Here is a 25,298-nt window from a genome sequence, read left to right as displayed (position 1 = left end):
AGCCAATTTGACACAATTTTCAGTGTTACCTTTATCATACGCAAAAAGTGCGGGTTTGTCAACAAAAAGATGCTGAATCATGCCACACAGAGCATCTGCCGCCCGCATTTTGGTGCACGGGCAACATCCGCCGCAGCACTCAGCCTCAGACGGCGTAACCCTTGCTCTTGATGGCCTCCACGACCTGAGAGACATATTTCTGGCAGGTGTCGTGGTCGGGAGCCTCCACCATCACGCGGACAAGGGGCTCGGTGCCGGACTCACGAACCAGAATACGTCCGGTATCGCCCAGCGCTTCAGCCACAGCCTTGACGGCCTCCTGCACTGCCGGGTCGTTCTGTGCGGCCTTTTTATCGGTGACGCGGACATTCTCCAGAACCTGCGGATAGATCTTCAGCGGCTCAGCCAGCTTGCTCATGGGCAGTTTTTTGGCCAGCATGACCTCCATCATCTTCAGGCTGGTCAGGATACCATCGCCGGTGCTGGCGTACTTGGAGAAGATGATATGACCGCTCTGCTCACCGCCAATACGGCAGCCGTTCTTAGCCATGTACTCGTAAACGTACTTGTCGCCCACGGCGGTCTTTGCGTAGCCGATGCCCTGCTCGTCAAAAGCCTTGTACAGACCAAAGTTGGACATGACCGTGGTGACCACGGTGTTGTTCATCAGCTCGCCGTGCTCCTTCATGTAGCAGCCATAGATATACAAAATGTGGTCACCGGTGACGACATTGCCCTTCTCGTCCACGCACAGGCAGCGGTCAGCGTCACCATCGAAAGCAAAGCCGACATCCAGACCGTTTTCCACCACGAACTTCTGCAAGCCCTCGATATGGGTAGAACCAGCATTATTGTTGATGTTCAGCCCGTTCGGCTTGTTGTTGATAACGTAGGTGTCAGCACCCAGAGCGTCAAACACACTCTTAGCGATATTCCAGCTTGCACCGTTGGCGCAGTCCAGACCGACCTTCACGCCCTTGAAGGAGTAGATGCCCAGGCTGATCAGGTAGCCCATGTAGCGGTTACGACCTGCCACATAGTCCACGGTGCAGCCGATGTGCTCCCGGTGTGCAAAGGGCAGCTCCGGCCAGTCCTTGTCAAATACATGGAGTTTGCCGTCGATGTAGTCCTCCACCAGCAGCAGGGTCTCCTCGGGCATCTTCTCACCGTAGCAATCGATCAGCTTGATACCGTTATCATAGTACGGGTTGTGGCTGGCAGAGATCATGATGCCGCAATCAAAGTCATCCACGCGAGCGATGTAAGCCACACTGGGCGTAGTAGTGACATGCAGCAGGTAAGCGTCTGCTCCGGAGGCGGTCAGTCCTGCGACCAGACTGTACTCGAACATATAGGAGCTGCGGCGGGTGTCTTTGCCGATTACAATGCGTGCAGGCTCGTTGTTGCCATTGCGCTCGCGGAGCATATTGTAATACCAGCCCAAAAAGCGACCAACCTTGTAGGCATGGTCGGCAGTCAGATCAATACCAGCTTCACCACGGAAGCCATCGGTCCCAAAATACTTTCCCATTCTTGCTTACCTCGTTCCCAAAAGTGAACTTTCATTAGTGTATAAGTATATATGCTTTCCCCCATTGCATGATGCTACCCGCACAACAGCATTGTCATCCGCATAGTGCATCGGCTCCAGGGCACTGTGAGTTCAGTATAGCACATTTCTTGGAGTAAATCATCCTTTCTTTGGATTTTCTCCCTGCTGGAAGATAAAAAACACCCTTCCTCTCACGGAGACCCGCAAAAGGAAGGGTGTAGAACTCAATATCCTGTTGTCGTACCAATCACCGCATGTTCGTACCAGCAAAGCCGGTACCAGCCGTCATTCAGCACGGCACCTCAAGCACTTTTGAGCGTAGAGCTGTGATTAGCAGTTCTCAGCGAAGTACTTAATGGTACGGACCATCTGAGAGGTGTAGGAGTTCTCGTTGTCGTACCAAGACACGACCTGAACCTGATAGGTGTCGTCGTCGATCTTAGCGACCATGGTCTGAGTAGCGTCGAACAGAGAGCCGTAACGCATGCCGATAACGTCGGAAGAAACGATCTGATCCTCGTTGTAGCCGAAGGACTCAGAAGCAGCAGCCTTCATAGCAGCGTTGATAGCTTCCTTGGTGACGTCCTTGCCCTTGACGACAGCAACCAGAATGGTGGTGGAGCCGGTGGGAACAGGCACACGCTGAGCAGAGCCGATCAGCTTGCCGTTCAGCTCAGGGATGACCAGACCGATGGCCTTAGCAGCACCGGTGGTGTTGGGGACGATGTTCTGTGCGCCAGCACGAGCACGGCGCAGGTCGCCCTTGCGCTGAGGACCATCCAGAATCATCTGGTCGCCGGTGTAAGCATGAACGGTGGTCATGATACCGGAAACGATGGGATAGGTCTTGTTCAGGGTGTTGGCCATGGGAGCCAGGCAGTTGGTGGTGCAGGAAGCAGCGGAGATGACCTGATCCTCAGCGGTCAGGGTCTTCTCGTTGACGGAGTAGACGATGGTCTTCAGATCGTTGCCTGCGGGAGCAGAGATAACGACCTTCTTTGCGCCAGCCTGGATGTGAGCCATGCTCTTCTCCTTGCTGGTGTAGAAGCCGGTGCACTCCAGAACGACGTCAACGTTCAGCTCGCCCCAAGGAGCATCCTTTGCGTCCTTAACAGCGTAGATCTTGATCTCCTTGCCGTCAACAATGATGGAATCCTCGGTGGACTCGACAGTATGCTTGCCCTCGCCGATCTTGCCGCAGAAAGAGCCCTGAGCAGTATCGTACTTCAGCAGGTGAGCCAGCATCTTGGGGCTGGTCAGGTCGTTGATTGCGACGACCTCGTAACCCTCAGCATCAAACATCTGACGGAAAGCCAGACGGCCAATACGACCGAAACCATTGATAGCAACTCTAACAGCCATTGTAATAGTACCTCCTAATTATTTTACCCATAATCGGATAAATCACGGTATCTTTATTGTAGACCAAAACCGGCAAACTTTCAAGTGTCTGCTAAAAAATTAACAACATAATTTTATCTTTTTTGGCTTTTGTACGATTTTATGCACCTCGCCACAAAGCTTTTGTTCAATTACACCAAGGGTGCGCAGTCGCTTTTGTCAGTTATTTCCAGCTTTTCCCTGCCCAATACAGGCAAGCCCCATACCGCCGATGTAGCACAGCGCAAGGCCGGAAAGCAGTTCCGGCAACACCGCCGCCATGCCGCCGCCAAAGCCTGCTGCCAACAGCAGGAGCACCCGGGGCAGCTCCCAGCACAGGCACAGACAAAAGGCTGCAAGCGCCGCTGCGTGCAGGGTGCGGCCGTTTTCCGGCCGGGGCAGATATAGCGTGCGCGCCAGCGCCGCCAGAAGCAGCAACGCCGCCATCTCCTGCCAGACTGCTGCCGTGGGCTGTACCCGGTGCCAGCTGGAACTGTTCTCCATAAAGCGCATCAGCACATTCCAGTAGAACAACGCACTGCCCGCAATGGCCAGCGGCAGACCGCCGACGGGCGTTTTCCAGCCGTCTCCGCGCAGCCAGCTGCGGCCGAGGTTGCTCAGCCACACGGCACAGGCCACCTCCAGCAGAATGCGCACAAAGGTGCTTACCGTACCGGCGGCCAGCACAAACTGTGCTGCACCGGCAGCCAGCATACACACTGCCCCGGCAAAGGCCAGCACGCCTGCCGCCGGGCGGCGGCTGCGCAGCGGCTCCGGGGGCAGCGGGCGGCTGCGCCCGGCCAGCACTGCGGCCAGCACCACAGCGCCCAAGACGAGATACCGCCACCACACCGCACCTGCGGTACACAGACCGGTGGCCGCGTCGGTGGCAAAGGCAAGGTCTGCGCCGCGGCCAAGGCCAAGCAGCACGCAGAGCAGGACAACAACGAACTCTAACGGTTTCATTAACGCTCCTCGATGGGCTTATATTTCTGGCGCACGCCCAGATACTTGTAGGCCGGGCGGATGATACGGTTGGCAAAGATCACCTCTTCCACCCGGTGTGCGCACCAGCCCGGCACACGGGCGATGGCGAACAGCGGGGTGTACAGATCCTCCGAGATGCCCAGCATATTGTAGATCAGGCCACTGAACAGGTCCACGTTGGCGCACACCGGCTTGGAGCTGCCCTTTTCCTCAGCAAAGATGCCGGGTGCCAGCCGCTCGATGCTGCACAGCATATTGTACTCTTCCTCAAAGCCCTTTTCGTAGGCCAGATGCTTTGCGCGCTGCTTCAGGATGACCTCACGGGGATCGCTGATGGTGTAAACCGCATGACCCATGCCGTAGATCAGGCCGGAGCCGTCGCCCGCCTGCTTGCGCAGGATGCGGCGCAGATACTCGCGCACCTCATCGTCATCCTCCGGGTTCTCGACGTGCTTGAGGATATCCTGCAGCTGGCGGTTGACCATCAGGTTCGCGCCGCCGTGCTTGGGGCCCTTCAGAGCACCGATGGCCGCAGAGATGGCCGAGTAGGTGTCCGTACCGGAGGAGGACAGCACACGGGTGGTAAAGGTGGAGCAGTTGCCGCCGCCGTGGTCTGCGTGGACCAGCAGGCACATATCCAGCAGCTTTGCCTCCTCGTGGGTGAACTTCTGATCCGGGCGGTAGGTGCTGAGGATGTGCTCTGCCGTGCTCTGGCCGGGCTTGGGCAGGTGGAAGAACATACTCTGTTTATCGTAGTAGCGGCGCTTCATCTGGTAAGCGTTCACCATCATGGTGGGCATGCTGGCGATCAGGTTGATGCTCTGGTTCAGGATGTTCTCAAGGCTCAGATCCTCGGCGCGGTCGTCGTAGGAGTACAGGCCCAGCACACAGCGCTGCAACTTGTTCATGATATTGGGCGAGGGGGCGTTCATGGTGTCCATAAAACCGTCCGGCAGGGCGCGGGATTCTGCCAGGATCTCGCAGAAATCGTCCAGCTGCTCCCGGGTGGGCAGGCTGCCGAACAACAGCAGCCAGATCACTTCCTCAAACACGAAGCGGTCGTTGCGGTAAGCCTCGTCCACGATCTCGTTGATATTGACGCCCCGGTAGATCAGCTTGCCGGGGGTGGGGATCACATGACCCTCCTGATCCTTTTTGTAGCCCACAACGTCACAGACGTTGGTCAGGCCGGCCAGCACGCCGGTGCCATCCGGGTTGCGCAGGCCGCGCTTGACCCCCAGCCGCTCGCTGGTCTCCGGGTCGATGTAGTTGTTTGCGATGTACTCCTCGCACAGGGTACGCATGGTCGTCGGGTCCAGTGTTGCCACTTCTGCGTGTGCAAAATTCATAGGAGTGCTCCTTTCCGTCTCTTACTTCTTATACTTTCCGATCCAGTCCATCCTACTCTCTGATGGACATACTTTTATAATATCGCTTTTATGAAGTAAATTCAAGCGCTAAGTGTACACTTCTCACCGCAAAGCGCAAAAATACTGGGGCTTTCCTGCGCATTTCCTGCCGGTTTGCACGCTGCCGGGCGTATGATGTACCCAAAGCTTGCGTTCCGGGAGGAGGTCTAGTATGAAACGTTCCTTTTTGCTGCTGTGCACCGTTCTGCTGGTGCTGGGCTGCGCGTTGCCGTGTGCTGCCTACCGTCTTGCCCGTATGGCGCTTGTTGTGCAGGGCACTGCGCCGTCCGCAGCAGAAGCGGCCTCTGTCACCTCAGAAGAAAGCAGCAGAGTGGCTCCCTCCCCTGCTGACACAGCCGATACCGTTTGCTTTACGGATCAGAGCACCGGGCAGACGATAACGCTGCCGCTGCGGGAATACCTGATTGGGGCAGTTGCCGCCGAGATGCCGGTCAGCTGGCCGGATGAAGCGCTGAAGGCGCAGGCAGTGGCGGCGCACAGCTACGCTCTGTACCGCCGGGACCACAGCACCAGGGAAAACGGCGCATGGTTCACCGCAGACCCCGCCCGGCGGCAGGGCTGCCTGACCGATGCAGTGCTGCACAGTTACTGGGGCACCGCATACGCGGCCAGCTACGCCCGGCTTTCTGCGCTGGTGGATGCAGTACAGACGCAGGTGCTATATTACGAGGATGCTCCCGCCGGGACAAGCTACTTTGCCATGTCCAACGGCCGCACCGAAGCCAGCGAGAAGGTGTGGGGCACCGCCCTGCCCTATCTGGTGCCGGTGGACAGCAGCACTGACACCGCCGCCGACAACTACGAATATACCCTGAACCTTTCCGCCGCCCAGTTACAGCAGCTGCTAGCTGAGCGTCTGGGCATTACCGCCGACCTCTCCCAACAGGCGCAGTGGTTTGGCACGCCGGTGCTCACTCCCTCCGGCTATGTGGACAGCCTGCCGGTCTGCGGGCAGACGGTGCAGGGTACCGCCCTGCGCAAAGCGCTGGGGCTGCGCAGCGCCTGCTTTACGGTGGTCTGCCAGAGCGGCACCTTCTCCTTTACCACAAGGGGCTACGGCCACGGCGTAGGCATGAGCCAGTGGGGTGCAAAGGCACTGGCAGAGCAGGGCGCAGACTACCGCGCCATTCTGGCGCACTACTACCCCGGCACAGAACTGCGGAGGTAATAGCCGCGGAAAAATCATTTTAAATTTTGTGGTTCAGAACCGCCTGCGGGCGGTTCTGAACTACTTTTTTGCAGAAAAATCCTAAATTACACAAATAGGGCTGCTGCACAAAGCAATGTGCAGCAGCCCTGAATTATTTCTTTTTATCAGTCGAACAGCTTTGCAAACCAGCTTACGGTGGTCTCAGCAGCAGTTTCTACCGTGGTCTCCATCTGCTGGACCGTCTGCTGCAGCTTGGTGCCCTCGGCATCCTTGACCGACCAGTAGGTCTGGGTGCTGCTTGCGCTGCCGGACACCGTGAAGTCCGAGGCAAAGCACAGGCTCTCGCCCGTAGAGTCGGTCACCAGCACCATATAGCTGTAGCTGCCCTCCGGCAGCTCCCCGAAGCGGATCTGACTGTCCAGCGTGTTCAGAGAGAAAGCGGCGGCGTTCGCCTGCGCCGCCGCACTCTGCACGGTCTGATCTGCCGCATCCAGAATGGCCACCTGTACACTGGTCAAGGTAGTGCCGGTAGCGCTGTTAGCCGTACCGGTCAGCGTCATGCCGCTGCCGGTGCGGATATTCACCGGGTAGCGCACGCCCTCCAGCCGCAGACCATCGGCCTGTGCCGCCACGCTGTTGTGATCTGCAGTGACGTACCAGTAACAGGACGCTCTTGCAATGGACACGCTGGAGCTGGTAATGGGGATGCGGCCGTAGCCGATGTTCCCCGCCGGGTCGGAGCAATAGAAAATACCGTTGGTGTAGTCAGTCAGCAGCACCGCATGGGGCTGGGTGCGGTCGTAGAGGACGATGCCCTCCGGGTGCTGCTCCAGCAGGGAAATCAGCACCGCCGTTTTGCTTTGCAGCCCGGAAGGCAGAGTGGCGTAGCCCACCTGCATCTCCTTATATGTAAAGCTGTGCGCAAGGCCGTTGGCCCATGCTGTGGAGCGCACACTGTTCTCGGTCACGTTCGTCCAGTCGCTCAGCCCGTCAAAGTAGGCACGGCGGCGCAGCATCATGGCTGCGGAGGCCAGCGTACAGGTGCCGCCCCGGCTCTGCTTGAAGTAGAAGCCTGCGTCCACATTCAGATCCACTGCCAGTGCAGCGGGCAGACAGGTAAGCAGGAAAGCAAGGCTCAGTGCTAGGGTCAGCAATCGTTTTTTCAGGGCGTGCGGTGCGGCGGTATTCACGGTTCGGTATTTCCTTTCTTATTTCTTTGCGGATCTCATAGGGATCTACCGTTATAAAGTATACCAGCCTGTCATTCTTTTGTAAACAATCCTCCGTCTTTTTTCTCAATATCAACACGTTTAGGGGATATTCATTGGTCGCCTTTCACAAATTTTTCTGTAATATTCCACGCATTTGACAAAGTTTCGTCCTACCCACCGCAGGACTATGAAAAGAAATTTCTTTTTTGCCCGGTGCGCAAGGGCGCAAAAAAGTCCGGTACGCCTGCGCATTCGTCCCAGCATTTCACAAAATAATACCCTTCTTGGCAATGCCGCAGTCAGTCCGTCGTTGTCTGCCGCAGTTTGGGCAGCAGAGGACAGCGCCTCTGCAAAGGGCTGGCAATTCAAGGCCTTCGGCACCTCCTCCGCAGCAAACGTTAACACCCTTGCAGACGGTGCAGACATTCACGGTAAGGTCGCCCTGAACGCCTGCACCGTGAAGGAGGACGGCACCATCTTCCCCTTCTGAGTAAGGCGAATGCTGCCGCATAACCATTAAAAAACAGAAAACCGGAACCTTTTTGTGAGCCCTTGCGGCTCTGAAAAGGTTCCGGTTTTTTTGCGATCTTTTTTCAGTGGGCTATCGCCCACCGACTATACTGCTTTTTGCTCAGCCCAGTGCCTGCTGGATCTTGGCAAAGTCCTCCAGCGTCAGGGCTTCCGGGCGGATGCGGGCATCAAAGCCTGCGGATTCGATGGCAGCAATGACCTTCTCCTTGGGCAGGTTCAGCCCACCTGCAATGGCATTGGCAGCAGTCTTGCGGCGCTGCCCAAAGGCGGCGCGCACCAGCGCAAAGTAGCCCGCCTCGTCCTCCACCTGCACGGCGGGGGTGGGGCGGATATCCATGCGCACCACAGCGCTGGTCACCTTGGGGGCGGGGTAAAAGCTGCCCGGTGCAGCGGTGAACATCAGCTTGGAGGTGGCGTAGTAGTTCACCGCGCAGCTGATGGCGCTGGAAGCGCGTGTGCCGGGCACGGCGGCCAGACGGTCGGCGGCTTCCTTCTGCACCATAACGGTCAGGCTCTCGATGGGCAGACGGTCGCCCAGCAGCTTCATCACGATAGGGCTGGTGATGTAGTAGGGCAGGTTTGCGCACACTGCCACCGGCATCCCCGGGAACTCCTCGGCAATGAGGGCTTTCAGGTCCACCTTCAGCACATCCTGTAGCACCAACTTGAAGTTGTCCACCCCGGCCATGGTCTCGGCCAGCAGGGGCGGCAAACGCTCGTCTACCTCGATGGACACCACCTTGGCGGCGCGCTTAGCCAGCTCCTTGGTCAGCACACCGATGCCGGGGCCGATCTCGATGACACCGTAGCGCTTGTCTACCCCGCTGGCATCCACGATCTTGGTGGGGATGCCCGGGTTGATGATAAAGTTCTGCCCAAAGCCCTTGGAAAGTGCAAAATCGTATTTTTCGCACAGGGCACGGATCACAGAAAGGTCGGTCAGTTCCGGCATAGGGTCATTTCCTTTCTCAGAAAAAGGCTGTTGCAGAACGCAGCAGCCTTTTTGGTGTTTATGGTTCAGGATCGTGAGGTTCACTCCGCTGCGCTTGCAGCTGTTTCCGGCTCAGACGCGGCAGTCTCCCCTTCCGCAGCTTCTGCGGGGGCGGTATCGTCTGCTGCGGCAGAGGAAGCAGCGCTGTCCGCTGCGGCTGCAGAGCTTGCGCCTGCCAGCGTAGTGGTGCCGCTCAGCTGCTGGGCAGCGCTGACAGCGCGCTGTACCTGCGGGTCGGTCTGGGGGGTATAGTCGTAGAAGTTCGTCGCTTCCTCTGTGCTCAAAGCGCGCTCCACATCCACCGTCAGGCCGGTGCCGTCAAAGCAGCTGCCGTCGCCGCAGACCAGCTTTGCCACCGTGATGACCACGGCACTGCCGTCCGACAGGCGCTGCGGACTGCTTTGAATCGTGCCCTTGCCCATGGTGGTGGTACCCACCAGACGGGCTCCGTTCATGGTGCGCAGGGTGGCTGCGAACAGCTCGGCTGCGCTGGCGGTGTTGCCGTTGACCAGACAGACCATCGGCAGGCTGACGGCACTTTCGGCATCGCTGCTGCCGATGACGGTGCGGTTGCCGTTTTTATCCTCGGCGTAGGCCACAGTGCCCTCCGGGGCGATCAGGTCAATGCAGTTGACAGCATCTTCCAGAATGCCGCCGCCGTTGTCCCGCAGGTCAAACACCAGACTGGCCGCGCCGTTTGCGGTCAGGGTGCGCAGGGCATAGTCCAGCTCGCTGGGCGTAGTGCCGTCGAACTGGCGGATGCGGATATAGCCCACATTGTCCAGCAGCTGGTAATCCACGGTGGTGCTGGTGTAGCCGGAATGGGTCAGCTCAGCCGTTTTACTGGCGGCAGTGCTGTCCAGCCATGTCACGGTAACGGTAGTGCCGGCCTCGCCCTGCAGGGCTTTGTACACGGCATCTGCACCGGACAGGCTCTTGATATCGGTATCGCCCACGGTGGTAATGTAGTCGCCCACGGCGATGCCTGCTTCCTGTGCGGGAGATCCGTCGTAAACACGGGTCACCTTGGCGTAACCGGTCTGGTCGATGCCAAGCTCCACGCCGATACCCAAAATCTTGCCGCTCTGGATGTTCATCAGCTCGGTGTAGGCGTTGGCGGTATAGTAGCGGGCGTACTTGTCGCCCGTACCCAGCAGATAACCGGCGGTCAGGCGGTCATACAGGGTGGCCTCGTCAATGGTGTAGTAATCGTTGCTGCGGACATAGCGGTCCACCTCAGCGATCTTGTTGTACATACTTTCCTTTTCTTTTACGCTGTTGACCGTGCTGTCGAACAGACGCATGGCGATGAGCATCGTGATGGAAAAGGTCATGGTCATGGCAAGGATCACGATAGTGACCGCCATACCCAAAGAAATTTTACGGTTCATGGTTTGTTTCCTCCGGTCAGAGCAGCAGCATCATAAGGATGCTGCCCAGCAGCGAGAGTACAAACACCCCTGCCAGAACCAGACAGCCGATGCGCAGCACGCGCTTGCGTTTTTGTTCGTTCATAGATCAACCAGACTCCTTGCGTTGCTTGTTAGTTAGTTATGGGGGATGGGGATGCAGCTGCGGGGGTTCACGGCGTTGGCCTTGGAGCCGCCCTTCCACACCTCCAGATGCAGGTGGTTGCCAGTGGAATTGCCGGTGGTGCCCACATAACCGATCAGTTCACCCTGCTTCACATACTTGCCTGCACTGGTAGCCACCGAGCGCATGTGCGCGTACAGGGTGGAATAGGTATTGCCATCGGACATTTTGCCGTGGTAGATGATAACGTAGTTGCCATAGCCGCCGGTAGACCAGCCTGCCACCTGCACATAGCCGCTGGCGGCTGCGTAGATAGGCGTGCCGCCGGCTGCCGCAAAGTCGATACCGGCATGGAGCTTGTTTACGCCGGAGACCGGGTTCTTGCGCCAGCCGTACTCGCTGGAGATGCGGCTATAACTCTTCAGCGGGCAGGCAAAGCCGCTAAAGCTCAGCTGCGGCTTGCTGGCAGAGGCTGCGGCGATCATCTTCTGGATCTCCTTTTTCACGGCCTCGTAGTTCAACTCGTCGGATTCAATGGCTGCCTGTGCCTTCTGCTGCGCCGCCTGTGCCTCGGCAGCGGAAAGCTTTGCCGCAGAGATGCTGTTGTTCAGCTCGCTCTGCTTGCCCTTCATCTGGGCATTCTGGCTGTCCAACTCACTCTTCTGGCTTTGCAGCTCTGCCCTTTCGGCTTCCAGACCGGCCTTCTGCTCTTCCAGCGCGGCCTTATCGTCCTCCAGCTCCTGCTTGGCAGACTTCATGTTGTTCATGATCTCGGTGTCCTTGATGGAGATATCCTGCATCACCTCGTTAAAGGTAAGCAGCTCGTACAGGTCGTTCACCGCGCTGAGCATGGCTACGCTGCCGCCGTCCCGCAGCTCCTGCATGGCGGCCATGTGCTTTTTGAAATCATCCCACTGACCGTCGATCTCGTTCTGCTTTTGCTCGATCTGGGTCTGCTTGTCCGTGATCTGGGTCTGCATCACACCGATCTGCTGTTCCTTCTCGCCAATGCTGTTCTGCACCGCAGCGATCTGGCCGCCGAGCACACTGATCTGATCCTGTAGGACGGTGACCCGCTCTTTCAGCTCACTTTCCAGCGCCTTTGCGGCAGATTCCTTCTTTTTTGCGTCCGAGAGTTCCTTTTTGTGCTGATTGATAGACTGGGAAAGCTTGTCCAGCTTGGTCTGCAAACTAGCCATGCTGGTGCTATTGGTAGCTGCCGAGGCCGGGTACACTGTGGCTGTCAGCAGCAGGCAGACACAGGCCAGCCCAAGGCTGACCACACGGATCAGCTTGCTGCGGGGGCTTTCCGGCCGGGCGTGCCGGGCGGTATAAGGGCCTGTGAGCCGGAAGGGCTTTGCGTGCATTGCTTTACTCATAAAACGCGGCTCCTTTCGGTCACACATTCAGATGTTTGCGGATAGAGAACATACTGCCCACGCCGCCTACGATAGCACCGCTGAGCAGGCTTGTTACCACGATGGTCGGCAGCACGTTTGTCACCGGCACCAGTGCGCGGCCCATGAGCATCTGCCAGATGCCGCCCAAGCCACCAGCGGCGTTGACCACATAGGTGTAACAGCCAAGGCTGACCGCTGCGGTCAGGATACCGGAGATCAGACCCATAGTCAGGCCCTCCACAAAGAAAGGCAGGGTGACCATGCGGTTGGTAGCACCCACATACTTCATGATCTCGATCTCGCGGCGGCGGGCAAAAACGCTCAGACGGATGGTGCTGCCCACCGTGATGATGCTGACCACCATCAACACCAGCACGATCATGCGGCCACCCTTGGTGACTGCCTTCTGGATCTCCACAAAGACATTGGTCATCTCCACCGGGGCAGTAACGCTGACAACGCCCGGGATGGCCTGCATCTTCACGCTCATGCGCTCCATCTGGGTCAGGTCGCTCAGGGTGACCCGGTAGTTGGCCTTAAAGGGGTTGTCGGTCTCAAATTCATCCCACAGGGAGGAATAATCCTGCATATAGCCGCGGTAGGTGTCGAGCACGTCCTGCTTGGAAACGTACTGCACCCCGCTGACCCCCGGCATAGCCGAAAGGGTCTCGCCTACCTGCGCGGCGGTGGCATCATCACATTCGGGGTCCAGATAGACCACCGTCTCGTTCTGGCTGCCCAGATAGGCCACCATGCTGCCCACATTCACCTCGGCCAGACTGGCAAAGATATTCAGGGTCATACAAACACTCAAAGAAGCGATGCAGGCAATGGTCATGGCCCAGTGCTTGCCCAAGTTGCGCACACCGCGCCGGGTAAGGAAAAAGAAGGTAGAGGGACGCATCATACGGCAGCCACCTCCTTCTTTGCAGCGGCCGCATCGTCCGCATCAAAGGCGGCAACATCCAGCGAAAGATCATCCTCGGCGGCGGCCACGGGGTCTGCGGGCACGTCCGAGACGATGCGGCCATGGCTCAGGGTAACCACACGCTGATGGAAGCGGTGCACCAGCTCGTGCTCGTGGGTGACCACCAGCACCGTGATGCCCATTTTGCTCACCCGCTCCAGCAGCTGCATCATTTCCAGACTCAGCTCCGGGTCAATGTTGCCGGTGGGCTCGTCCGCGATGACCAGCTTGGGGTTATGCACCAGCGCACGCGCCACAGCCACACGCTGCTGCTCGCCGCCGGAAAGGGTATCCGGGTAGCACTTGGCCTTATCCTCCAGATGCACCAGCTCCAGAATGTACTCCACGCGGGGACGGATCTCCTTGTGGGGCACGTTGAGGACGTGCATGGCAAAGGCCACATTCTCGTACACGGTCATACTGGGGATCAGCCGGAAGTCCTGAAAGATGATGCCCATCTGACGGCGCAGGTAAGGGATCTTGTGGCGGCGCAGCTTGGCTACGTCCTTGCCCAGTACAGTCACCTTGCCGGAGGTAGGCAGCGCCTCCCGCAAAATCAGCTTGAGCAGGGTGGATTTGCCTGCGCCGGAGTGACCCAGCAGAAAGACGAACTCGCCTTCATCCACATGGAAGTTGATATCCTCCAGTGCAAGGCGGCCACCCTTTTTATATTCTTTGGAAACGTGTTCAAAATCGATCATGGAATCGTATTAGCTCCTGACATCAAGATTTTTGACGGTCAAGACAGCCCGTCCGCAGCCCGTACTGCAAAAAGAACCGGCCAGCATCGGTTTCGAGCGGCCGGTTCGGCGCCGGCGGGGCAAAACCCGCACAGCGGAATATCAGTATTTGGCCGGGTTGTTGGACAGGTACTTCTTTACCATCAGCGCTACCTTAAAGACGATAGCGTCGTCGAACTCACGCAGATCCAGACCGGTCAGCTTTTTGATCTTTTCCAGACGATACACCAGCGTATTGCGGTGCACAAACAGGCCGCGGCTGGTCTCGGACACATTCAGGTTGTTCTCGAAGAAGCGCTGGATGGTGAACAAAGTCTCCTGATCCAGACTTTCAATGCTGCCCTGCTTGAACACCTCGCGCAGGAACATCTCGCACACGGTGGTAGGCAGCTGGTAGATCAGACGAGCAATGCCCAGGTTATCGTAGCGGATGATCTGCTTTTCGGTATCGAACACCTTGCTCACTTCCATGGCGATCTGAGCTTCCTTAAAGGAGGTAGCCAGATCCTTCACGTTGGCAATGGGGGTGCCAATGCCTACCACGGCCTTGATGTAGTGCTCGCCGGAGAGGGTATCCACAATGCTGGCAGCCAGCTTTTCCATATCGGTGCGGTCGATGCCCTTGCGGATTTCCTTGACCAGCACGGTGTCGGTCTCGCTGATATTGAACACAAAGTCCTTCTGCTTATCGGGGAACAGGCTGCTGACCACATCGTAGGCAGAGATATCGCCGCCGCTGATCACCCGCACGATGAACACCACGCGGGAAACATCGGTGGCAAAGTGCAGTTCCCGTGCCTTAGCGTAGATATCGCCGGGCAGGATGTTGTCCAGCACCACGTTCTTGATAAAGTTGGACTTATCGAACTTTTCGTCGTGGTACTGCTTGATGCTCTGCAGGCTGATGGCCAGTACACCGGCAAACTGCCCTGCAGTCTCGTCGGCGCCCTCCACGAACACGGCATAATCGTTATGCTTGGCGTTGGAGAACTGCTGGTAAGTATAGCCGTCGCGCACAAAGCGGTCGCCTGCGGTCAGACGCTCGGCCATATAGCCCTCGCGCACTTCGCCGATCAGGTTCAGCTCCGAGCAGGAAATGACAGCGCCAGTCTCATCCACAACGCCGACCACCCGATTGATTGCGTCCTTCATCTGGTAGATCACGCTTTGAAATACTCTATTGGCCATAAATGGATACCCCTTTTCCTCGTTTGTGCAAGCCGCGGCGGCATGGGTTGTGATTTTAAACAATTTAGCCGCATTACAATCTATATTTTACACAAAAGAATTTACTTTTGCAACAGATTTCAACAAAAAAAATAATTCTTTCTTGTTGAAATTATCTTTCGGGGCCATTTTTTGCCAAAAAAGTGCCTTTTTGCGTGGTTCTTACCGTTATTTTACCGGTAAATTGTGATACATTTTTGAAAGTCGCGTGAAAAGTGCAGTGTTTTATCTGGTAATTTTTGCCACTTCTTCGTCAGAAAGCTCCCGCCACTGCCCCGGGGCAAGCTGTGCATCCAGTGCAAGGCCGCCAATCGCCTCCCGGTGCAAAGCATTCACCCCGGCACCGTACACACCGAACATCCGTTTGATCTGGTGGTACACCCCCTGCCGCAGCACTACCCGCACGGTGCATCCGTCCGGGGAAAGGGCGGTCACCTCGGCGGGCGAAAGAGCAGTGCCGTCTGCCAGCGTGACCCCCGCCGCAAAGCCGGTGCGCATCTCCTGCGTGAGCGGGGTGTCGATGGTCACGGTGTAGGTCTTGGAAACATGGTGCCGGGGGGACAGAATATCGTGGGCAAAGCCGCCGTCATCGGTCAGCAGCACAAAGCCGGTGCTGGTCTTATCCAGCCGCCCGGCCGGAAACAGCTCCCGCCGGGGGTAGGCGTCCCCTACCAGGTCCACCACGGTGGTGTCCCGTTTATCGGTAGAGGCGCTCACCACCCCCTCGGGCTTATTGAGCATGAGGTAGACGAACTTCTGATAGCGCAGCGGCGCGCCGTCCACCGTCACCGTGTCGTTATCCTTCAGCTGGGTGTCCCCTTTTTTGCACACCGCGCCGTTTACCTGCACGCGCCCCTTTGCCAGCATGGTTTTGGCCTCGCTGCGGGTGCACTGGGCAGTCTCGGCCAGATATTTATCCAAACGCATAAGCGGTTCTCCTTTGTTGATGATGCCCTCAGTGTAACATGACAGACAAAATCGTGCAAGGCACAAACGCAAAAAGGAGAAGCCCGTGGGCTTCTCCTTTTTGCAATTGATCTTGTTATCAGACGCTCAGGGAGGCGTGCTGCTCCACATCCTCGGGGTCAGCATCGAAGATGGGCTGCAGGACGTTGGCGATAAACTCCTCCACCTGCTGGGGTGCACGGCCCACAAAGTTCTCCGGCACAAGCCCCGCCACGATCTCCTCGCGGGTCAGGCCAAAGGCCGGGTCTGCGGCAATGCGGTCCACCATATCGTTGGGCAGACCCTCTTCCTTGACCTGCTTGCCGGCGGCGATGGCGTGCTGGCGCAGGCGCTCGTGCAGCTCCTGACGGTTGCCGCCCTTTTCCACAGCCTGCATCATGATGTTCTCGCTGGCCATGAAGGGCAGCTCGGCCATCAGGCGGCTGCGCACCACCTTGGGGTACACCACCAGACCATCGGTGACGTTGAGCATAATGTTCAGGATGGCATCGGTGGCAAGGAAGCCCTCGGCCATAGCCACGCGCTTGTTGGCGCTGTCGTCCAGCGTGCGCTCAAACCACTGGGTGCCGGTGGTAAAGCTGGGGTTCAGCACATCCACCATCAGGTAGCGGGCAAGGGCGCAGATGCGCTCGCAGCGCATGGGGTTGCGCTTGTAGGGCATAGCGGAGGAACCGATCTGGTTCTTCTCAAAGGGCTCCTCCATCTCCTTGAAGTTTGCCAGCAGGCGCAGGTCGGTGGCAAACTTCATGCAGCTCTGGCCAATACCCGCCAGTGCATTCAGGATAAAGGCATCCACCTTGCGGCTGTAGGTCTGGCCGGACACCGGCACAACGGCCTTGGGGTCAAAGCCCATCTCCTTTGCAATGGAAGCATCCACAGCGCGGATCTTGTCGGCATCGCCCTTGAACAGCTCCATAAAGGAAGCCTGCGTACCGGTGGTGCCCTTGACACCGCGCAGCTGCAGGGTAGCCAGACGATGGTCGATCTCGGCCAGATCCATCACCAGTTCGTTGGCCCACAGGGTAGCACGCTTGCCCACGGTGGTGGGCTGTGCGGGCTGGCAGTGGGTGTAGGCCATGCAGGGCATATCCTTGTACTCCTTGGCAAAGTGTGCCAGCTTTGCCAGCACACCCACCAGCTTTTTGCGCACCAGCTCCAGACCCTGCCGCATCACGATGATGTCGGTGTTGTCGCCCACATAGCAGCTGGTGGCACCCAGATGGATGATGCCGGCTGCCTTGGGGCACTGCTGGCCGTAGGCGTAGACATGGCTCATGACGTCGTGGCGCACCAGCTTTTCCCGCTCGATGGCCACTTCGTAGTTGATATCGTCCACATGGGCTTCCAGCTCAGCTACCATATCCGGGGTGATGTTGGTCAGACCCTGATCCATTTCGGCACGAGCCAGCGCCACCCACAGCCGCCGCCAGGTGCGGAACTTGTTGTCGTCCGAGAAGATATACTGCATCTCATCGGAAGCGTAGCGGGTGGAAAAAGGGCTGATATAGCGATCATGCTGTGACATTGGTTGTTTCCTCCTGAAAATAACCCTCTCAGTCTCGCTTTGCTCGCCAGCTCCCCCGAGGTGGGGAGCTATTTCTGCAAACGGAAAAGTTGCTTCTTTCCCAAGAAAAAAGCAACCTTTCCCTCTCCTCTCGTAAGCTCCCCCCTTCGGGGGAGCTGGCAAAGCCGTCAGGCTTTGACTGAGAGGGTTCACCCTTGCGTCTGCGATGACTGAGGGATTTTTCTTCTTATTCTACCATCAAACCTTGAAATAGTCCACGCCGCCCTCAAAGATCGGCTGGTATTTATCGCCTGTGACGTTCTTGTACAGGTACTCGCCGCTGCGCTCCGAGTGACCCATCTTGCCGAACACGCGGCCGTCCGGGCTGGTGATGCCCTCGATAGCCAGCACAGAGCCGTTGGGGTTGAAGCTCTGATCCATGGTGGGCACGCCGGTCAGATCCACATACTGGGTAGCCACCTGACCGTTGCGCAGCATGGTGTCCAGCACCTCCTGCGGAGCCACAAAGCGGCCCTCGCCGTGGCTGATGGCAATGGTGTGCATCTCGCCCACCTCGCACTTGCTGAGCCACGGGCTGCCGGTGGAAGCCACACGGGTGTGCACCAGCATACTCTGGTGACGGCCGATGGTGTTGAAGGTCAGGGTGGGGTCGCAGGCGGTGATGGGGCGGATATCGCCGTAGGGCACCAGACCCAGCTTGATCAGAGCCTGGAAGCCGTTGCAGATGCCCAGCATCAGGCCATCGCGCTGCTGCAGCAGACGGCGCACAGCCTCGGTGACCGCAGGGTTGCGGAAGAAGGAGGCGATGAACTTGGCACTGCCGTCCGGCTCGTCGCCGCCGGAGAAGCCGCCGGGCAGCATGACGATCTGGCTTGCGTCAATGGCCTTGACCAGTGCCTCGCAGCTCTCGGCAACATCGGCGGGGGTCAGATTGCGTACCACCAGAATCTCGGGGTCAGCACCGGCGCGGGCAAAGGCCTTGGCGGTGTCGTACTCGCAGTTGGTGCCGGGGAACACCGGGATGATGACCTTGGGCTTTGCAACACCGATCTTGGGTGCAGCGGGAGCGGTCAGGCTGCCGTTGATCTTTTCCACAGCGGGGCCGGCCTTGCGGTAGGGATACACAGGCTCCAGCTTGCTCTCCCAGATCTCCTGCAGTTCGGCCATATCCAGCTTTTCGCCGCAGGACTCGAAGGTGTACTCCTTGGTAGTCTCGCCCAGCAGCATACCGGCGGGAGAATCAGACACCATTTCCAGAATGATGGAGCCATACATGGGCTCAAACATCTGGTGGGTGGTCATGTCCGCACGCATCTTGAAGCCGATGCGGTTGCCCAGACCCATCTTGAACAGTGCCTCGGCAATGCCGCCGTAGCCCACGGAGCAGGCAGAAGCGACCATGCCTTCTTCGATCATGTTCTCCACGATCTTGTAGTTGGCCTTCAGGGAGAAGAAGTTGGGGCAGCCGGTCTCCGGGTCGATGATGGGACGAACGAGCACCACGGTGCTCTCCGGCTTCTTGAACTCGGTGGAGACTACGCGGCTTGCCTTGCCAATGGCAGTGGCAAAGGACACCAGCGTGGGGGGCACATCCAGCTGCTCAAAGGAGCCGGACATGCTGTCCTTGCCGCCGATGGAAGCAATGCCAAGACCGATCTGCGCATCCAGTGCGCCCAGCAGGGCAGCCAGCGGCTTGCCCCAGCGCTCGGGCTTGTTGCCCAGACGCTCGAAGTACTCCTGGAAGGTCAGGTAAGCGTCCTCGTAGCGGAAGCCGGTGGCAACCAGCTTGGTCACGCTCTCAATAACAGCCATCCGTGCACCCACATACTGGTTGGCGCTCATCAGATAGGGGTTATAGCCCCATGCCATGCCGGAGCAGGTGGAGGTCTCGCCGTCCACCGGCAGCTTTGCTACCATGGCGTTCTGGGGGGTCAGCTGGTATGCACCGCCAAAGGGCATGAGCACGGTGGCTGCACCGATGGTGGAGTCGAACCGCTCGGAAAGGCCCTTCTTGCTGCAGACGTTCAAATCGCCCACCATGGACTTCATCTTCTGGCTGAAGGTCAGGCCTGCCCACTGGGGCTGCCAGACGCTGCCCTTTTCCACATGGACGTTCTGGTGCTTCTCTGCACCGTTGGAGTTCAGGAACTCACGGCTGATGTTCACGATGGAAACGCCGTTCCACACCATGTTCAGGCGCTTTTCCTCGGTGACCTTGGCCACAGGGGTAGCCTCGAGGTTCTCCTCGGTGGCAATGGCGATGAACTTGTCCACATCCTCCGGGGCAAGGGCCACAGCCATGCGCTCCTGGCTCTCGCTGATGGCCAGCTCGGTGCCGTCCAGACCCTCGTACTTCTTGGTGACCTTGTTCAGGTCGATATACAGGCCGTCGGCCAGCTCACCGATGGCAACGGAAACGCCGCCGGCACCAAAGTCGTTGCAGCGCTTGATCATCTTGCAGGCGTCCTCGCGGCGGAACAGGCGCTGCAGCTTGCGCTCGATGGGCGCATTGCCCTTCTGCACCTCCGCACCGCAGTGCTCAAGGCTGTCCAGCTTGTGCGCCTTGGAGGAACCGGTAGCACCGCCGATGCCGTCACGGCCGGTGCGGCCGCCCAGCAGCACGATCACATCGCCGGGAGCGGGGCACTCGCGGCGGACGTGGGAAGCAGGGGTAGCGCCCACAACAGCGCCGATCTCCATGCGCTTTGCCACATAGCCGGGGTGGTAGATCTCGTCCACCTGACCGGTAGCCAGACCGATCTGGTTGCCGTAGGAGGAGTAACCGGCGGCTGCGGTGGTGACCAGCTTGCGCTGGGGCAGCTTGCCGGGCATGGTCTCGCTGACCGGCTTGAGCGGGTCGCCTGCGCCGGTGACACGCATAGCCTGATAGACGTAGCTGCGGCCGGACAGCGGGTCGCGGATAGCACCGCCGATACAGGTGGCAGCACCGCCGAAGGGCTCGATCTCGGTGGGGTGGTTGTGAGTCTCGTTCTTGAACAGGAACAGCCAGTCCTCATCCTTGCCGTTGACGTCACACTTGATCTTGACGGTGCAGGCGTTGATCTCCTCAGACTCGTCCAGATTCTTCAGGATACCCTGCTTCTTCAGCTCCTTGGCACCAATGGTGGCAAGGTCCATCATGCAGCGGGGCTTGTTCTCGCGGCCCAGCTCGGTGCGCATCGCCATGTAGCGGTCAAAGGCCTCCTGCACCACAGCGTCATCGATCTGCACATCGTCCAGAATGGTGCCGAAGGTGGTGTGGCGGCAGTGATCGGACCAGTAGGTGTCGATCATCTTGATCTCGGTGATGGTGGGGTCGCGCTGCTCGGTGCGGAAGTACTCCTGGCAGAACTTGATGTCCCCCAGATCCATGGCCAGACCCTTTTCCTCAATGAACTTGGCAAGACCAGCCTCATCCAGCTGGTTGAAGCCCTCCAGCACTGCCACGGCAGCGGGCACGGGGTAATCCATCTTCAGGGTCTCTTTGGTCTCCAGAGAAGCCTCGCGGGCTTCCACAGGGTTGATGACATACTTTTTGATCTCGGCCACCTGCTCGGGGGTCAGAGCGCCCTCCAGCAGGTAGACACGGGCAGAGCGCACCAGCGGGCGCTCACCCTGACTGATGAGCTGGATGCACTCGGCAGCAGAAGCTGCGCGCTGGTCGAACTGGCCGGGCAGATACTCCACGGCAAAAGACACGCCCTCGGCAGCGGGCAGCTCGGCGTAGGTGTTATCCACCGGCGGCTCGCTGAACACGGTGCTGACGCACTGGTTGAACAGTGCCTCGTCGATGCCTTCCACATCGTAGCGGTTCAGCAGGCGCAGACCGGTCAGGTCCTTGATGCCCAGCAGGCTGGTGAGTTCATTTTTCAGACCGTTGGCCTCGACATCAAAGCCGGGCTTTTTTTCCACATAAATACGATAGACCATTGGGTAGGTTCCCCCTTATGATTCAATTCTTCTGAAGGCGCGCCCTCATCCAGCTCGCCTGCGGCGACTGATGAGGGTGCTTTTCCTAATTACTGCTTCTCTGCCAGCGCTTTCAGGGCACGCAGGCCGATATCGCTGCGCTTGTGCAGCTTTTCAAAGCTGATCTTTTCGGCTGCTTCGTAGGCGTGGCTCAGGGCGTTGGTCAGGCGCGGGCCGGTGGCGGTAACGCCCAGCACGCGACCGCCGTTGGTCACAAGCTGGCCGTCCTCGGTGATGGCAGTGCCGGAGTGGTACACCGTCACGTTCTCCTCGTCGGGCAGCTGACCGTCCACAAGGCCGGAGATGGGCTTGCCCTTCTCATAGGCCACAGGGTAGCCGCCGGAGGCCAGAATCACACAGGCCGCAGCACCATCGGAGAACTTGACCTCCTGCTGTGCCAGCGTGCCGTCGGTGCAGGCCTGCATGATGTGCAGCAGGTCGCTTTCCAGCAACGGCAGCACCACCTGCGTTTCGGGGTCGCCGAAGCGGCAGTTATACTCGATGACCTTGGGGCCGTCCGGGGTGAGCATGAGACCGAAGTACAAACAGCCCTTGAAGGGGCAGCCCTCGGCGTTCATGGCGCGGATGGTAGGCAGGAAGATCTTTTCCATGCACTCCGCAGCCACCTCCGGGGTGTAGTAGGGGTTGGGAGCAATGGTGCCCATGCCACCGGTGTTCAGGCCGGTGTCGTGGTCGTTGGCGCGCTTATGGTCCATGCTGGAGACCATGGGCTTGACCACCTTGCCGTCCGTAAAGCTCAGCACGCTGACCTCCGGCCCGGTGAGGAACTCCTCTACCACCACATGGTTGCCGGATGCGCCGAACTTTTTGTCCAGCATGATCTCCTTGACGCCGTCGGCAGCCTCCTGCTCGTTTTCGCAGATGAGCACGCCCTTGCCCAGTGCAAGGCCGTCCGCCTTGATGACCACCGGGTACTTACCCTCGGCGCGGATGTAATCCATGACCTTTGCGGGGTCATCGAAGGTCTCGTACTTTGCGGTGGGGATGCCGTATTTCTTCATCAGATCCTTGGAGAATACCTTGGAAGCCTCGATGCGGGCAGCGGCCTTGTCCGGGCCAAAGGCGGGGATGCCTGCCTTTGCCAGCGCATCCACCATGCCCAGTGCAAGGGGGTCGTCCTGCGCCACCACAACGTAATCGAACTTTTCTTCCACTGCAAAGCCCACCATGGTATCCACATCGGTGGCCTTGATGTTTTTGCACTTGGCGTCATAGCTGATGCCGCCGTTGCCCGGTGCGCACCAGATCTCGCCGCAGTCGGGGCTCTTTTTCAGTGCCTTGATGATGGCGTGCTCGCGGCCGCCGCCGCCCACTACCAAAATTTTTTCAGCCATATCATTCACCTTCCCGTTTTTGATCTGCCCGCGTATGCGGGCATCCTCTGAAGGCTTCCCCCTCTGGGGGAAGCTGTCTGCGCAGCAGACTGATGAGGGGCAGCTTCCGTACGCCCCCATCCGGCGCTTACGCGCCACCCGTTCCCCGCTCTGTCGCTACCGCGACATCTCTCCCCGGCCGGGGAGAGTCTTTCCCGTCCGGGGGAAGGCTTTTGCTGCGTTGCTCCTGTGCAGAGGAAAATCAGTGATGGAACAGCCGCAGGCCGCAGAAGGCCATGGCGATGCCGTACTTGTTGCAGGTGTCGATGACCTGCTGGTCGCGGATGGAACCGCCGGGCTGCACGATGGCAGTCACGCCGGAGCGGCGGGCGCGCTCGATATTGTCACCGAAGGGGAAGAAAGCGTCCGAACCAAGGCAAACACCGGTCACCTTGCTGAGGTAGGCCTTCTTTTCCTCGGCGGTCAGCGGCTCGGGCTGGCGGGTGAAGGTCTCGGCCCAGACGTCATCGCCGATGACATCCTCCGGGGTATCGCCGATGTAAACATCAATGGCGTTGTCGCGGTTGGGCTTTGCCACATCGTCACGGAAGGGCAGGTTCAGCACCTTGTCCATGTGGCGCAGCTGCCAGTTGTCGGCCTTCTGACCGGCCAGACGGGTGCAGTGGATGCGGCTCTGCTGGCCGGCACCCACGCCGATGGTCTGACCATTATAGGTGTAGCACACGCTGTTGGACTGGGTGTACTTCAGGGTGATGAGGGCAATAATGAGGTCGCGCTTCTGCTCCTCGGTCACATCCTTGTTCTCGGTGACCCAGTTGTTCAGCATGGTGTCTGCGTTGATGACCAGCTCGTTGCGGCCCTGCTCGAAAGTGATGCCGTACACCTGCTTATGCTCGATGGGCGCGGGCTTATAGGCGGGGTCGATGGCGACCACATTGTAGTTGCCCTTCTTTTTGCCGGACAGGATAGCCAGTGCCTCCGGCTCGTAGCCCGGGGCGATGATACCGTCAGAGACTTCGTGCTGGATCAGCTTTGCGGTGGGCACATCGCAGATGTCAGACAGGGCGATCCAGTCGCCGAAGGAGGACATCCGGTCTGCGCCGCGGGCGCGGGCGTAGGCGCAAGCCAGCGGGGAGAGCTCGGTCTCCGGGGCAATGTGGTACATCCGGCGCTCCACCTCGGTCAGGGGCAGACCCAGTGCTGCGCCCGCCGGGGAAACGTGCTTGAAGGAAGCCGCTGCGGGCAGACCGCAGGCGGTTTTCAGTTCCTTGACCAGCTGGATGGAGTTGAGGGCATCCAGAAAGTTGATGTAGCCGGGCTTGCCGTTCAGCACGGTAACAGGCAGGTCGGAGCCATCTTCCATATAAATGCGGCTGGGCTTCTGGTTGGGGTTGCAGCCGTACTTCAGTGCGAGTTCATTCATTGGTGCATCCTCCTTATATCCTAAGGTTTACTCTTATTCTTCCTCGGCGTCAAGCTTTTTGAGCAGTTCCAGCTCCTCGGGCAGCAGCTCCGGCTCCTCGGGGTCGTCAAGGTCGCTGCACACCGGATCATATTTATTAAAGATCATATCGCCGCTCTCGCCGGTGTCCAGGTCGATGACCCGGGCAAACAGGCTCACCTTGTTGTCCACGTTCAGGCTGCTCCACATATCGTGGGCAAAATCACCGATGGTGCGGGGGCAGGCAAAGCGCAAAGGCTCACCTTCAAAGCTGGGGATGGGGTTGCCGTTGTGCTTGTAGGTGCTGATGAAGTGGCCCTCGCCTGCAACGGGCTGGGGATAATCAAAGAAATAGCGCTGCACGCTGTCACCGTTGCCGTCGGCAGACTTGAGGATGCTCATCTGGTAGCTGCCGTCAGCGTACACCACAGCGGAGATGCGGGGGGTGTAGTTGGGGCCGTCCGGCTCAAAGGTGCGGGTGCGCAGGGCGTCGGCAAAACTCTTGCCCTGACTCATCAGGTCGTAGATGGTATCGGTCTGGTCGCCGTTGGTCACGATGTGGGTCTTGCCAAGGGTCAGCACCGGGTTATAAATGATCAGGCTGGGATCTTCCAGCTTTGCGGGGTCGGCTGCAACGGTGCAGATGCCGCCGCGCTCGGGCACAGGGTCAAACACGCGGTTGCGGCTGTTCTCGCTGCGGCCCATGATAAAGTAGCCGATAAACATCTGCCGTCCGTCCGGTGCCATTGCCACAGCAATGCCGCGGCCGGGGTACTCGTTGGAGGCCAGATACTCGTTCAGGTTGATCTTTTCCATTGTTGTTCTCCTATTCAGACCCTCTCAGGCTCGCATTCGCTCGCCAGCTATTCCCCTTTTTGGCTTCGCCATCTTCCCCCGATCGGGGGAAGTCTGTCCACTCGGGGGGAGCTTTTTTCTGCGTTAC

At 58.7% G+C, this 25,298-nt stretch carries 20 protein-coding genes; 3 read left to right on the top strand and 17 right to left on the bottom strand.

Going from position 1 to position 25,298, the window contains the following annotated elements; translation table 11 throughout:
- Positions 1 to 145: 145 nt before the first annotated feature.
- From glmM to MTP43_RS05650, 4 genes are all read right to left on the bottom strand, one after another.
- Positions 146 to 1,531: a phosphoglucosamine mutase gene (gene glmM, locus MTP43_RS05665; protein ID WP_015538212.1), complete on the bottom strand. Its 1,386-nt coding sequence runs from the start codon at positions 1,529 to 1,531 to the stop codon at positions 146 to 148.
- A 351-nt stretch (positions 1,532 to 1,882) separates the two neighbouring features.
- Positions 1,883 to 2,914: a type I glyceraldehyde-3-phosphate dehydrogenase gene (gap, locus tag MTP43_RS05660; protein ID WP_005922273.1), complete on the bottom strand. Its 1,032-nt coding sequence runs from the start codon at positions 2,912 to 2,914 to the stop codon at positions 1,883 to 1,885.
- Positions 2,915 to 3,112: 198 nt separating this feature from the next.
- A complete protein-coding gene (locus MTP43_RS05655) occupies positions 3,113 to 3,898 on the bottom strand; it encodes a hypothetical protein (RefSeq protein ID WP_005922274.1) in 786 nt (261 codons plus the stop codon).
- Positions 3,898 to 5,268 carry a citrate synthase gene (locus MTP43_RS05650; protein ID WP_005922275.1) on the bottom strand — a complete coding sequence of 457 codons (1,371 nt, stop codon included), beginning with the start codon at positions 5,266 to 5,268 and terminating at the stop codon, positions 3,898 to 3,900. The genes MTP43_RS05655 and MTP43_RS05650 overlap by 1 nt, the downstream gene beginning before the upstream one ends.
- Positions 5,269 to 5,500: 232 nt before the next feature.
- Between MTP43_RS05650 and spoIID the strand changes: the two genes are divergently transcribed.
- On the top strand, positions 5,501 to 6,517 hold the full coding sequence (spoIID, locus tag MTP43_RS05645; RefSeq protein ID WP_005922276.1) for a stage II sporulation protein D: 1,017 nt from the start codon (positions 5,501 to 5,503) through the stop codon (positions 6,515 to 6,517).
- A gap of 146 nt (positions 6,518 to 6,663) precedes the next feature.
- Here spoIID and MTP43_RS05640 read toward each other — a convergent pair whose 3' ends face one another.
- A complete protein-coding gene (locus MTP43_RS05640) occupies positions 6,664 to 7,689 on the bottom strand; it encodes a hypothetical protein (protein ID WP_005922278.1) in 1,026 nt (341 codons plus the stop codon).
- A 331-nt stretch (positions 7,690 to 8,020) separates the two neighbouring features.
- On the opposite strand from MTP43_RS05640, the gene MTP43_RS05635 reads away from it, so the two are divergent.
- Positions 8,021 to 8,200 carry a hypothetical protein gene (locus MTP43_RS05635; protein WP_044960032.1) on the top strand — a complete coding sequence of 60 codons (180 nt, stop codon included), beginning with the start codon at positions 8,021 to 8,023 and terminating at the stop codon, positions 8,198 to 8,200.
- Between the two features lie 141 nt (positions 8,201 to 8,341).
- On the opposite strand, the gene rsmA is transcribed toward MTP43_RS05635, so the two are convergent.
- The 6 genes from rsmA to MTP43_RS05605 all read right to left on the bottom strand — a co-directional run bounded on the left by rsmA (position 8,342) and on the right by MTP43_RS05605 (position 15,060).
- Positions 8,342 to 9,193: a 16S rRNA (adenine(1518)-N(6)/adenine(1519)-N(6))-dimethyltransferase RsmA gene (rsmA, locus tag MTP43_RS05630; RefSeq protein WP_015538209.1), complete on the bottom strand. Its 852-nt coding sequence runs from the start codon at positions 9,191 to 9,193 to the stop codon at positions 8,342 to 8,344.
- An 80-nt stretch (positions 9,194 to 9,273) separates the two neighbouring features.
- On the bottom strand, positions 9,274 to 10,623 hold the full coding sequence (locus MTP43_RS05625) for a S41 family peptidase (RefSeq protein WP_113621259.1): 1,350 nt from the start codon (positions 10,621 to 10,623) through the stop codon (positions 9,274 to 9,276).
- Positions 10,624 to 10,779: 156 nt separating this feature from the next.
- Positions 10,780 to 12,144, bottom strand: a complete 1,365-nt coding sequence (locus MTP43_RS05620; RefSeq protein ID WP_015538207.1) for a murein hydrolase activator EnvC family protein — start codon at positions 12,142 to 12,144, stop codon at positions 10,780 to 10,782.
- 19 nt (positions 12,145 to 12,163) lie between these two features.
- Complete coding sequence (locus MTP43_RS05615; protein ID WP_005922287.1) at positions 12,164 to 13,072, bottom strand: cell division protein FtsX; 909 nt, start codon at positions 13,070 to 13,072, stop codon at positions 12,164 to 12,166.
- Entirely contained in the window at positions 13,069 to 13,833 is a 765-nt protein-coding gene (ftsE, locus tag MTP43_RS05610) for a cell division ATP-binding protein FtsE (protein ID WP_005922288.1), read from the bottom strand. The genes MTP43_RS05615 and ftsE overlap by 4 nt, the downstream gene beginning before the upstream one ends.
- 141 nt (positions 13,834 to 13,974) lie before the next feature.
- The gene (locus MTP43_RS05605; protein ID WP_005922289.1) at positions 13,975 to 15,060 is read right to left on the bottom strand and encodes a PucR family transcriptional regulator; all 1,086 of its coding nucleotides are present in this window, start codon (positions 15,058 to 15,060) and stop codon (positions 13,975 to 13,977) included.
- Between the two features lie 49 nt (positions 15,061 to 15,109).
- On the opposite strand from MTP43_RS05605, the gene MTP43_RS05600 reads away from it, so the two are divergent.
- The gene (locus tag MTP43_RS05600; protein ID WP_005922290.1) at positions 15,110 to 15,289 is read left to right on the top strand and encodes a hypothetical protein; all 180 of its coding nucleotides are present in this window, start codon (positions 15,110 to 15,112) and stop codon (positions 15,287 to 15,289) included.
- A gap of 35 nt (positions 15,290 to 15,324) precedes the next feature.
- Here the strand turns inward: MTP43_RS05600 and MTP43_RS05595 are convergent, their stop codons facing one another.
- The 6 genes from MTP43_RS05595 to MTP43_RS05570 all read right to left on the bottom strand — a co-directional run bounded on the left by MTP43_RS05595 (position 15,325) and on the right by MTP43_RS05570 (position 25,171).
- Positions 15,325 to 16,026 carry a pseudouridine synthase gene (locus MTP43_RS05595; RefSeq protein ID WP_015538206.1) on the bottom strand — a complete coding sequence of 234 codons (702 nt, stop codon included), beginning with the start codon at positions 16,024 to 16,026 and terminating at the stop codon, positions 15,325 to 15,327.
- A gap of 118 nt (positions 16,027 to 16,144) precedes the next feature.
- Complete coding sequence (gene purB / locus MTP43_RS05590; protein ID WP_015538205.1) at positions 16,145 to 17,590, bottom strand: adenylosuccinate lyase; 1,446 nt, start codon at positions 17,588 to 17,590, stop codon at positions 16,145 to 16,147.
- A gap of 237 nt (positions 17,591 to 17,827) precedes the next feature.
- Positions 17,828 to 21,520, bottom strand: a complete 3,693-nt coding sequence (locus MTP43_RS05585; RefSeq protein ID WP_015538204.1) for a phosphoribosylformylglycinamidine synthase — start codon at positions 21,518 to 21,520, stop codon at positions 17,828 to 17,830.
- Between the two features lie 89 nt (positions 21,521 to 21,609).
- Entirely contained in the window at positions 21,610 to 22,914 is a 1,305-nt protein-coding gene (gene purD / locus MTP43_RS05580; RefSeq protein ID WP_015538203.1) for a phosphoribosylamine--glycine ligase, read from the bottom strand.
- Between the two features lie 241 nt (positions 22,915 to 23,155).
- Positions 23,156 to 24,337, bottom strand: coding sequence for a phosphoribosylaminoimidazolecarboxamide formyltransferase (locus MTP43_RS05575; RefSeq protein ID WP_113621260.1), 1,182 nt, complete (start codon positions 24,335 to 24,337; stop codon positions 23,156 to 23,158).
- A 33-nt stretch (positions 24,338 to 24,370) separates the two neighbouring features.
- Entirely contained in the window at positions 24,371 to 25,171 is an 801-nt protein-coding gene (locus MTP43_RS05570) for an IMP cyclohydrolase (protein ID WP_113621261.1), read from the bottom strand.
- Positions 25,172 to 25,298 lie beyond the last annotated feature (127 nt).

Source organism: Faecalibacterium sp. IP-1-18 (assembly GCF_023347355.1).
Taxonomy (GTDB): domain Bacteria; phylum Bacillota; class Clostridia; order Oscillospirales; family Ruminococcaceae; genus Faecalibacterium; species Faecalibacterium prausnitzii.
Note: the sequence above shows the minus strand (reverse complement) of the source record. Positions and strands in the feature narration are given on the sequence as shown.

What these genes read in the sequence shown, in the direction of transcription:
- MTP43_RS05615 (WP_005922287.1), bottom strand. Translation starts at nt 13,072, where the DNA reads ATGATGCGTCCCTCTACCTTCTTTTTCCTTACCCGGCGCGGTGTGCGC.
- MTP43_RS05575 (WP_113621260.1), bottom strand. Translation starts at nt 24,337, where the DNA reads ATGAATGAACTCGCACTGAAGTACGGCTGCAACCCCAACCAGAAGCCC.
- MTP43_RS05570 (WP_113621261.1), bottom strand. Translation starts at nt 25,171, where the DNA reads ATGGAAAAGATCAACCTGAACGAGTATCTGGCCTCCAACGAGTACCCC.
- gap (WP_005922273.1), bottom strand. Translation starts at nt 2,914, where the DNA reads ATGGCTGTTAGAGTTGCTATCAATGGTTTCGGTCGTATTGGCCGTCTG.
- spoIID (WP_005922276.1), top strand. Translation starts at nt 5,501, where the DNA reads ATGAAACGTTCCTTTTTGCTGCTGTGCACCGTTCTGCTGGTGCTGGGC.
- MTP43_RS05585 (WP_015538204.1), bottom strand. Translation starts at nt 21,520, where the DNA reads ATGGTCTATCGTATTTATGTGGAAAAAAAGCCCGGCTTTGATGTCGAG.
- MTP43_RS05605 (WP_005922289.1), bottom strand. Translation starts at nt 15,060, where the DNA reads ATGGCCAATAGAGTATTTCAAAGCGTGATCTACCAGATGAAGGACGCA.
- purB (WP_015538205.1), bottom strand. Translation starts at nt 17,590, where the DNA reads ATGTCACAGCATGATCGCTATATCAGCCCTTTTTCCACCCGCTACGCT.
- MTP43_RS05650 (WP_005922275.1), bottom strand. Translation starts at nt 5,268, where the DNA reads ATGAATTTTGCACACGCAGAAGTGGCAACACTGGACCCGACGACCATG.
- MTP43_RS05595 (WP_015538206.1), bottom strand. Translation starts at nt 16,026, where the DNA reads ATGCGTTTGGATAAATATCTGGCCGAGACTGCCCAGTGCACCCGCAGC.
- MTP43_RS05620 (WP_015538207.1), bottom strand. Translation starts at nt 12,144, where the DNA reads ATGAGTAAAGCAATGCACGCAAAGCCCTTCCGGCTCACAGGCCCTTAT.
- MTP43_RS05625 (WP_113621259.1), bottom strand. Translation starts at nt 10,623, where the DNA reads ATGAACCGTAAAATTTCTTTGGGTATGGCGGTCACTATCGTGATCCTT.
- ftsE (WP_005922288.1), bottom strand. Translation starts at nt 13,833, where the DNA reads ATGATCGATTTTGAACACGTTTCCAAAGAATATAAAAAGGGTGGCCGC.
- rsmA (WP_015538209.1), bottom strand. Translation starts at nt 9,193, where the DNA reads ATGCCGGAACTGACCGACCTTTCTGTGATCCGTGCCCTGTGCGAAAAA.
- MTP43_RS05655 (WP_005922274.1), bottom strand. Translation starts at nt 3,898, where the DNA reads ATGAAACCGTTAGAGTTCGTTGTTGTCCTGCTCTGCGTGCTGCTTGGC.
- purD (WP_015538203.1), bottom strand. Translation starts at nt 22,914, where the DNA reads ATGGCTGAAAAAATTTTGGTAGTGGGCGGCGGCGGCCGCGAGCACGCC.
- glmM (WP_015538212.1), bottom strand. Translation starts at nt 1,531, where the DNA reads ATGGGAAAGTATTTTGGGACCGATGGCTTCCGTGGTGAAGCTGGTATT.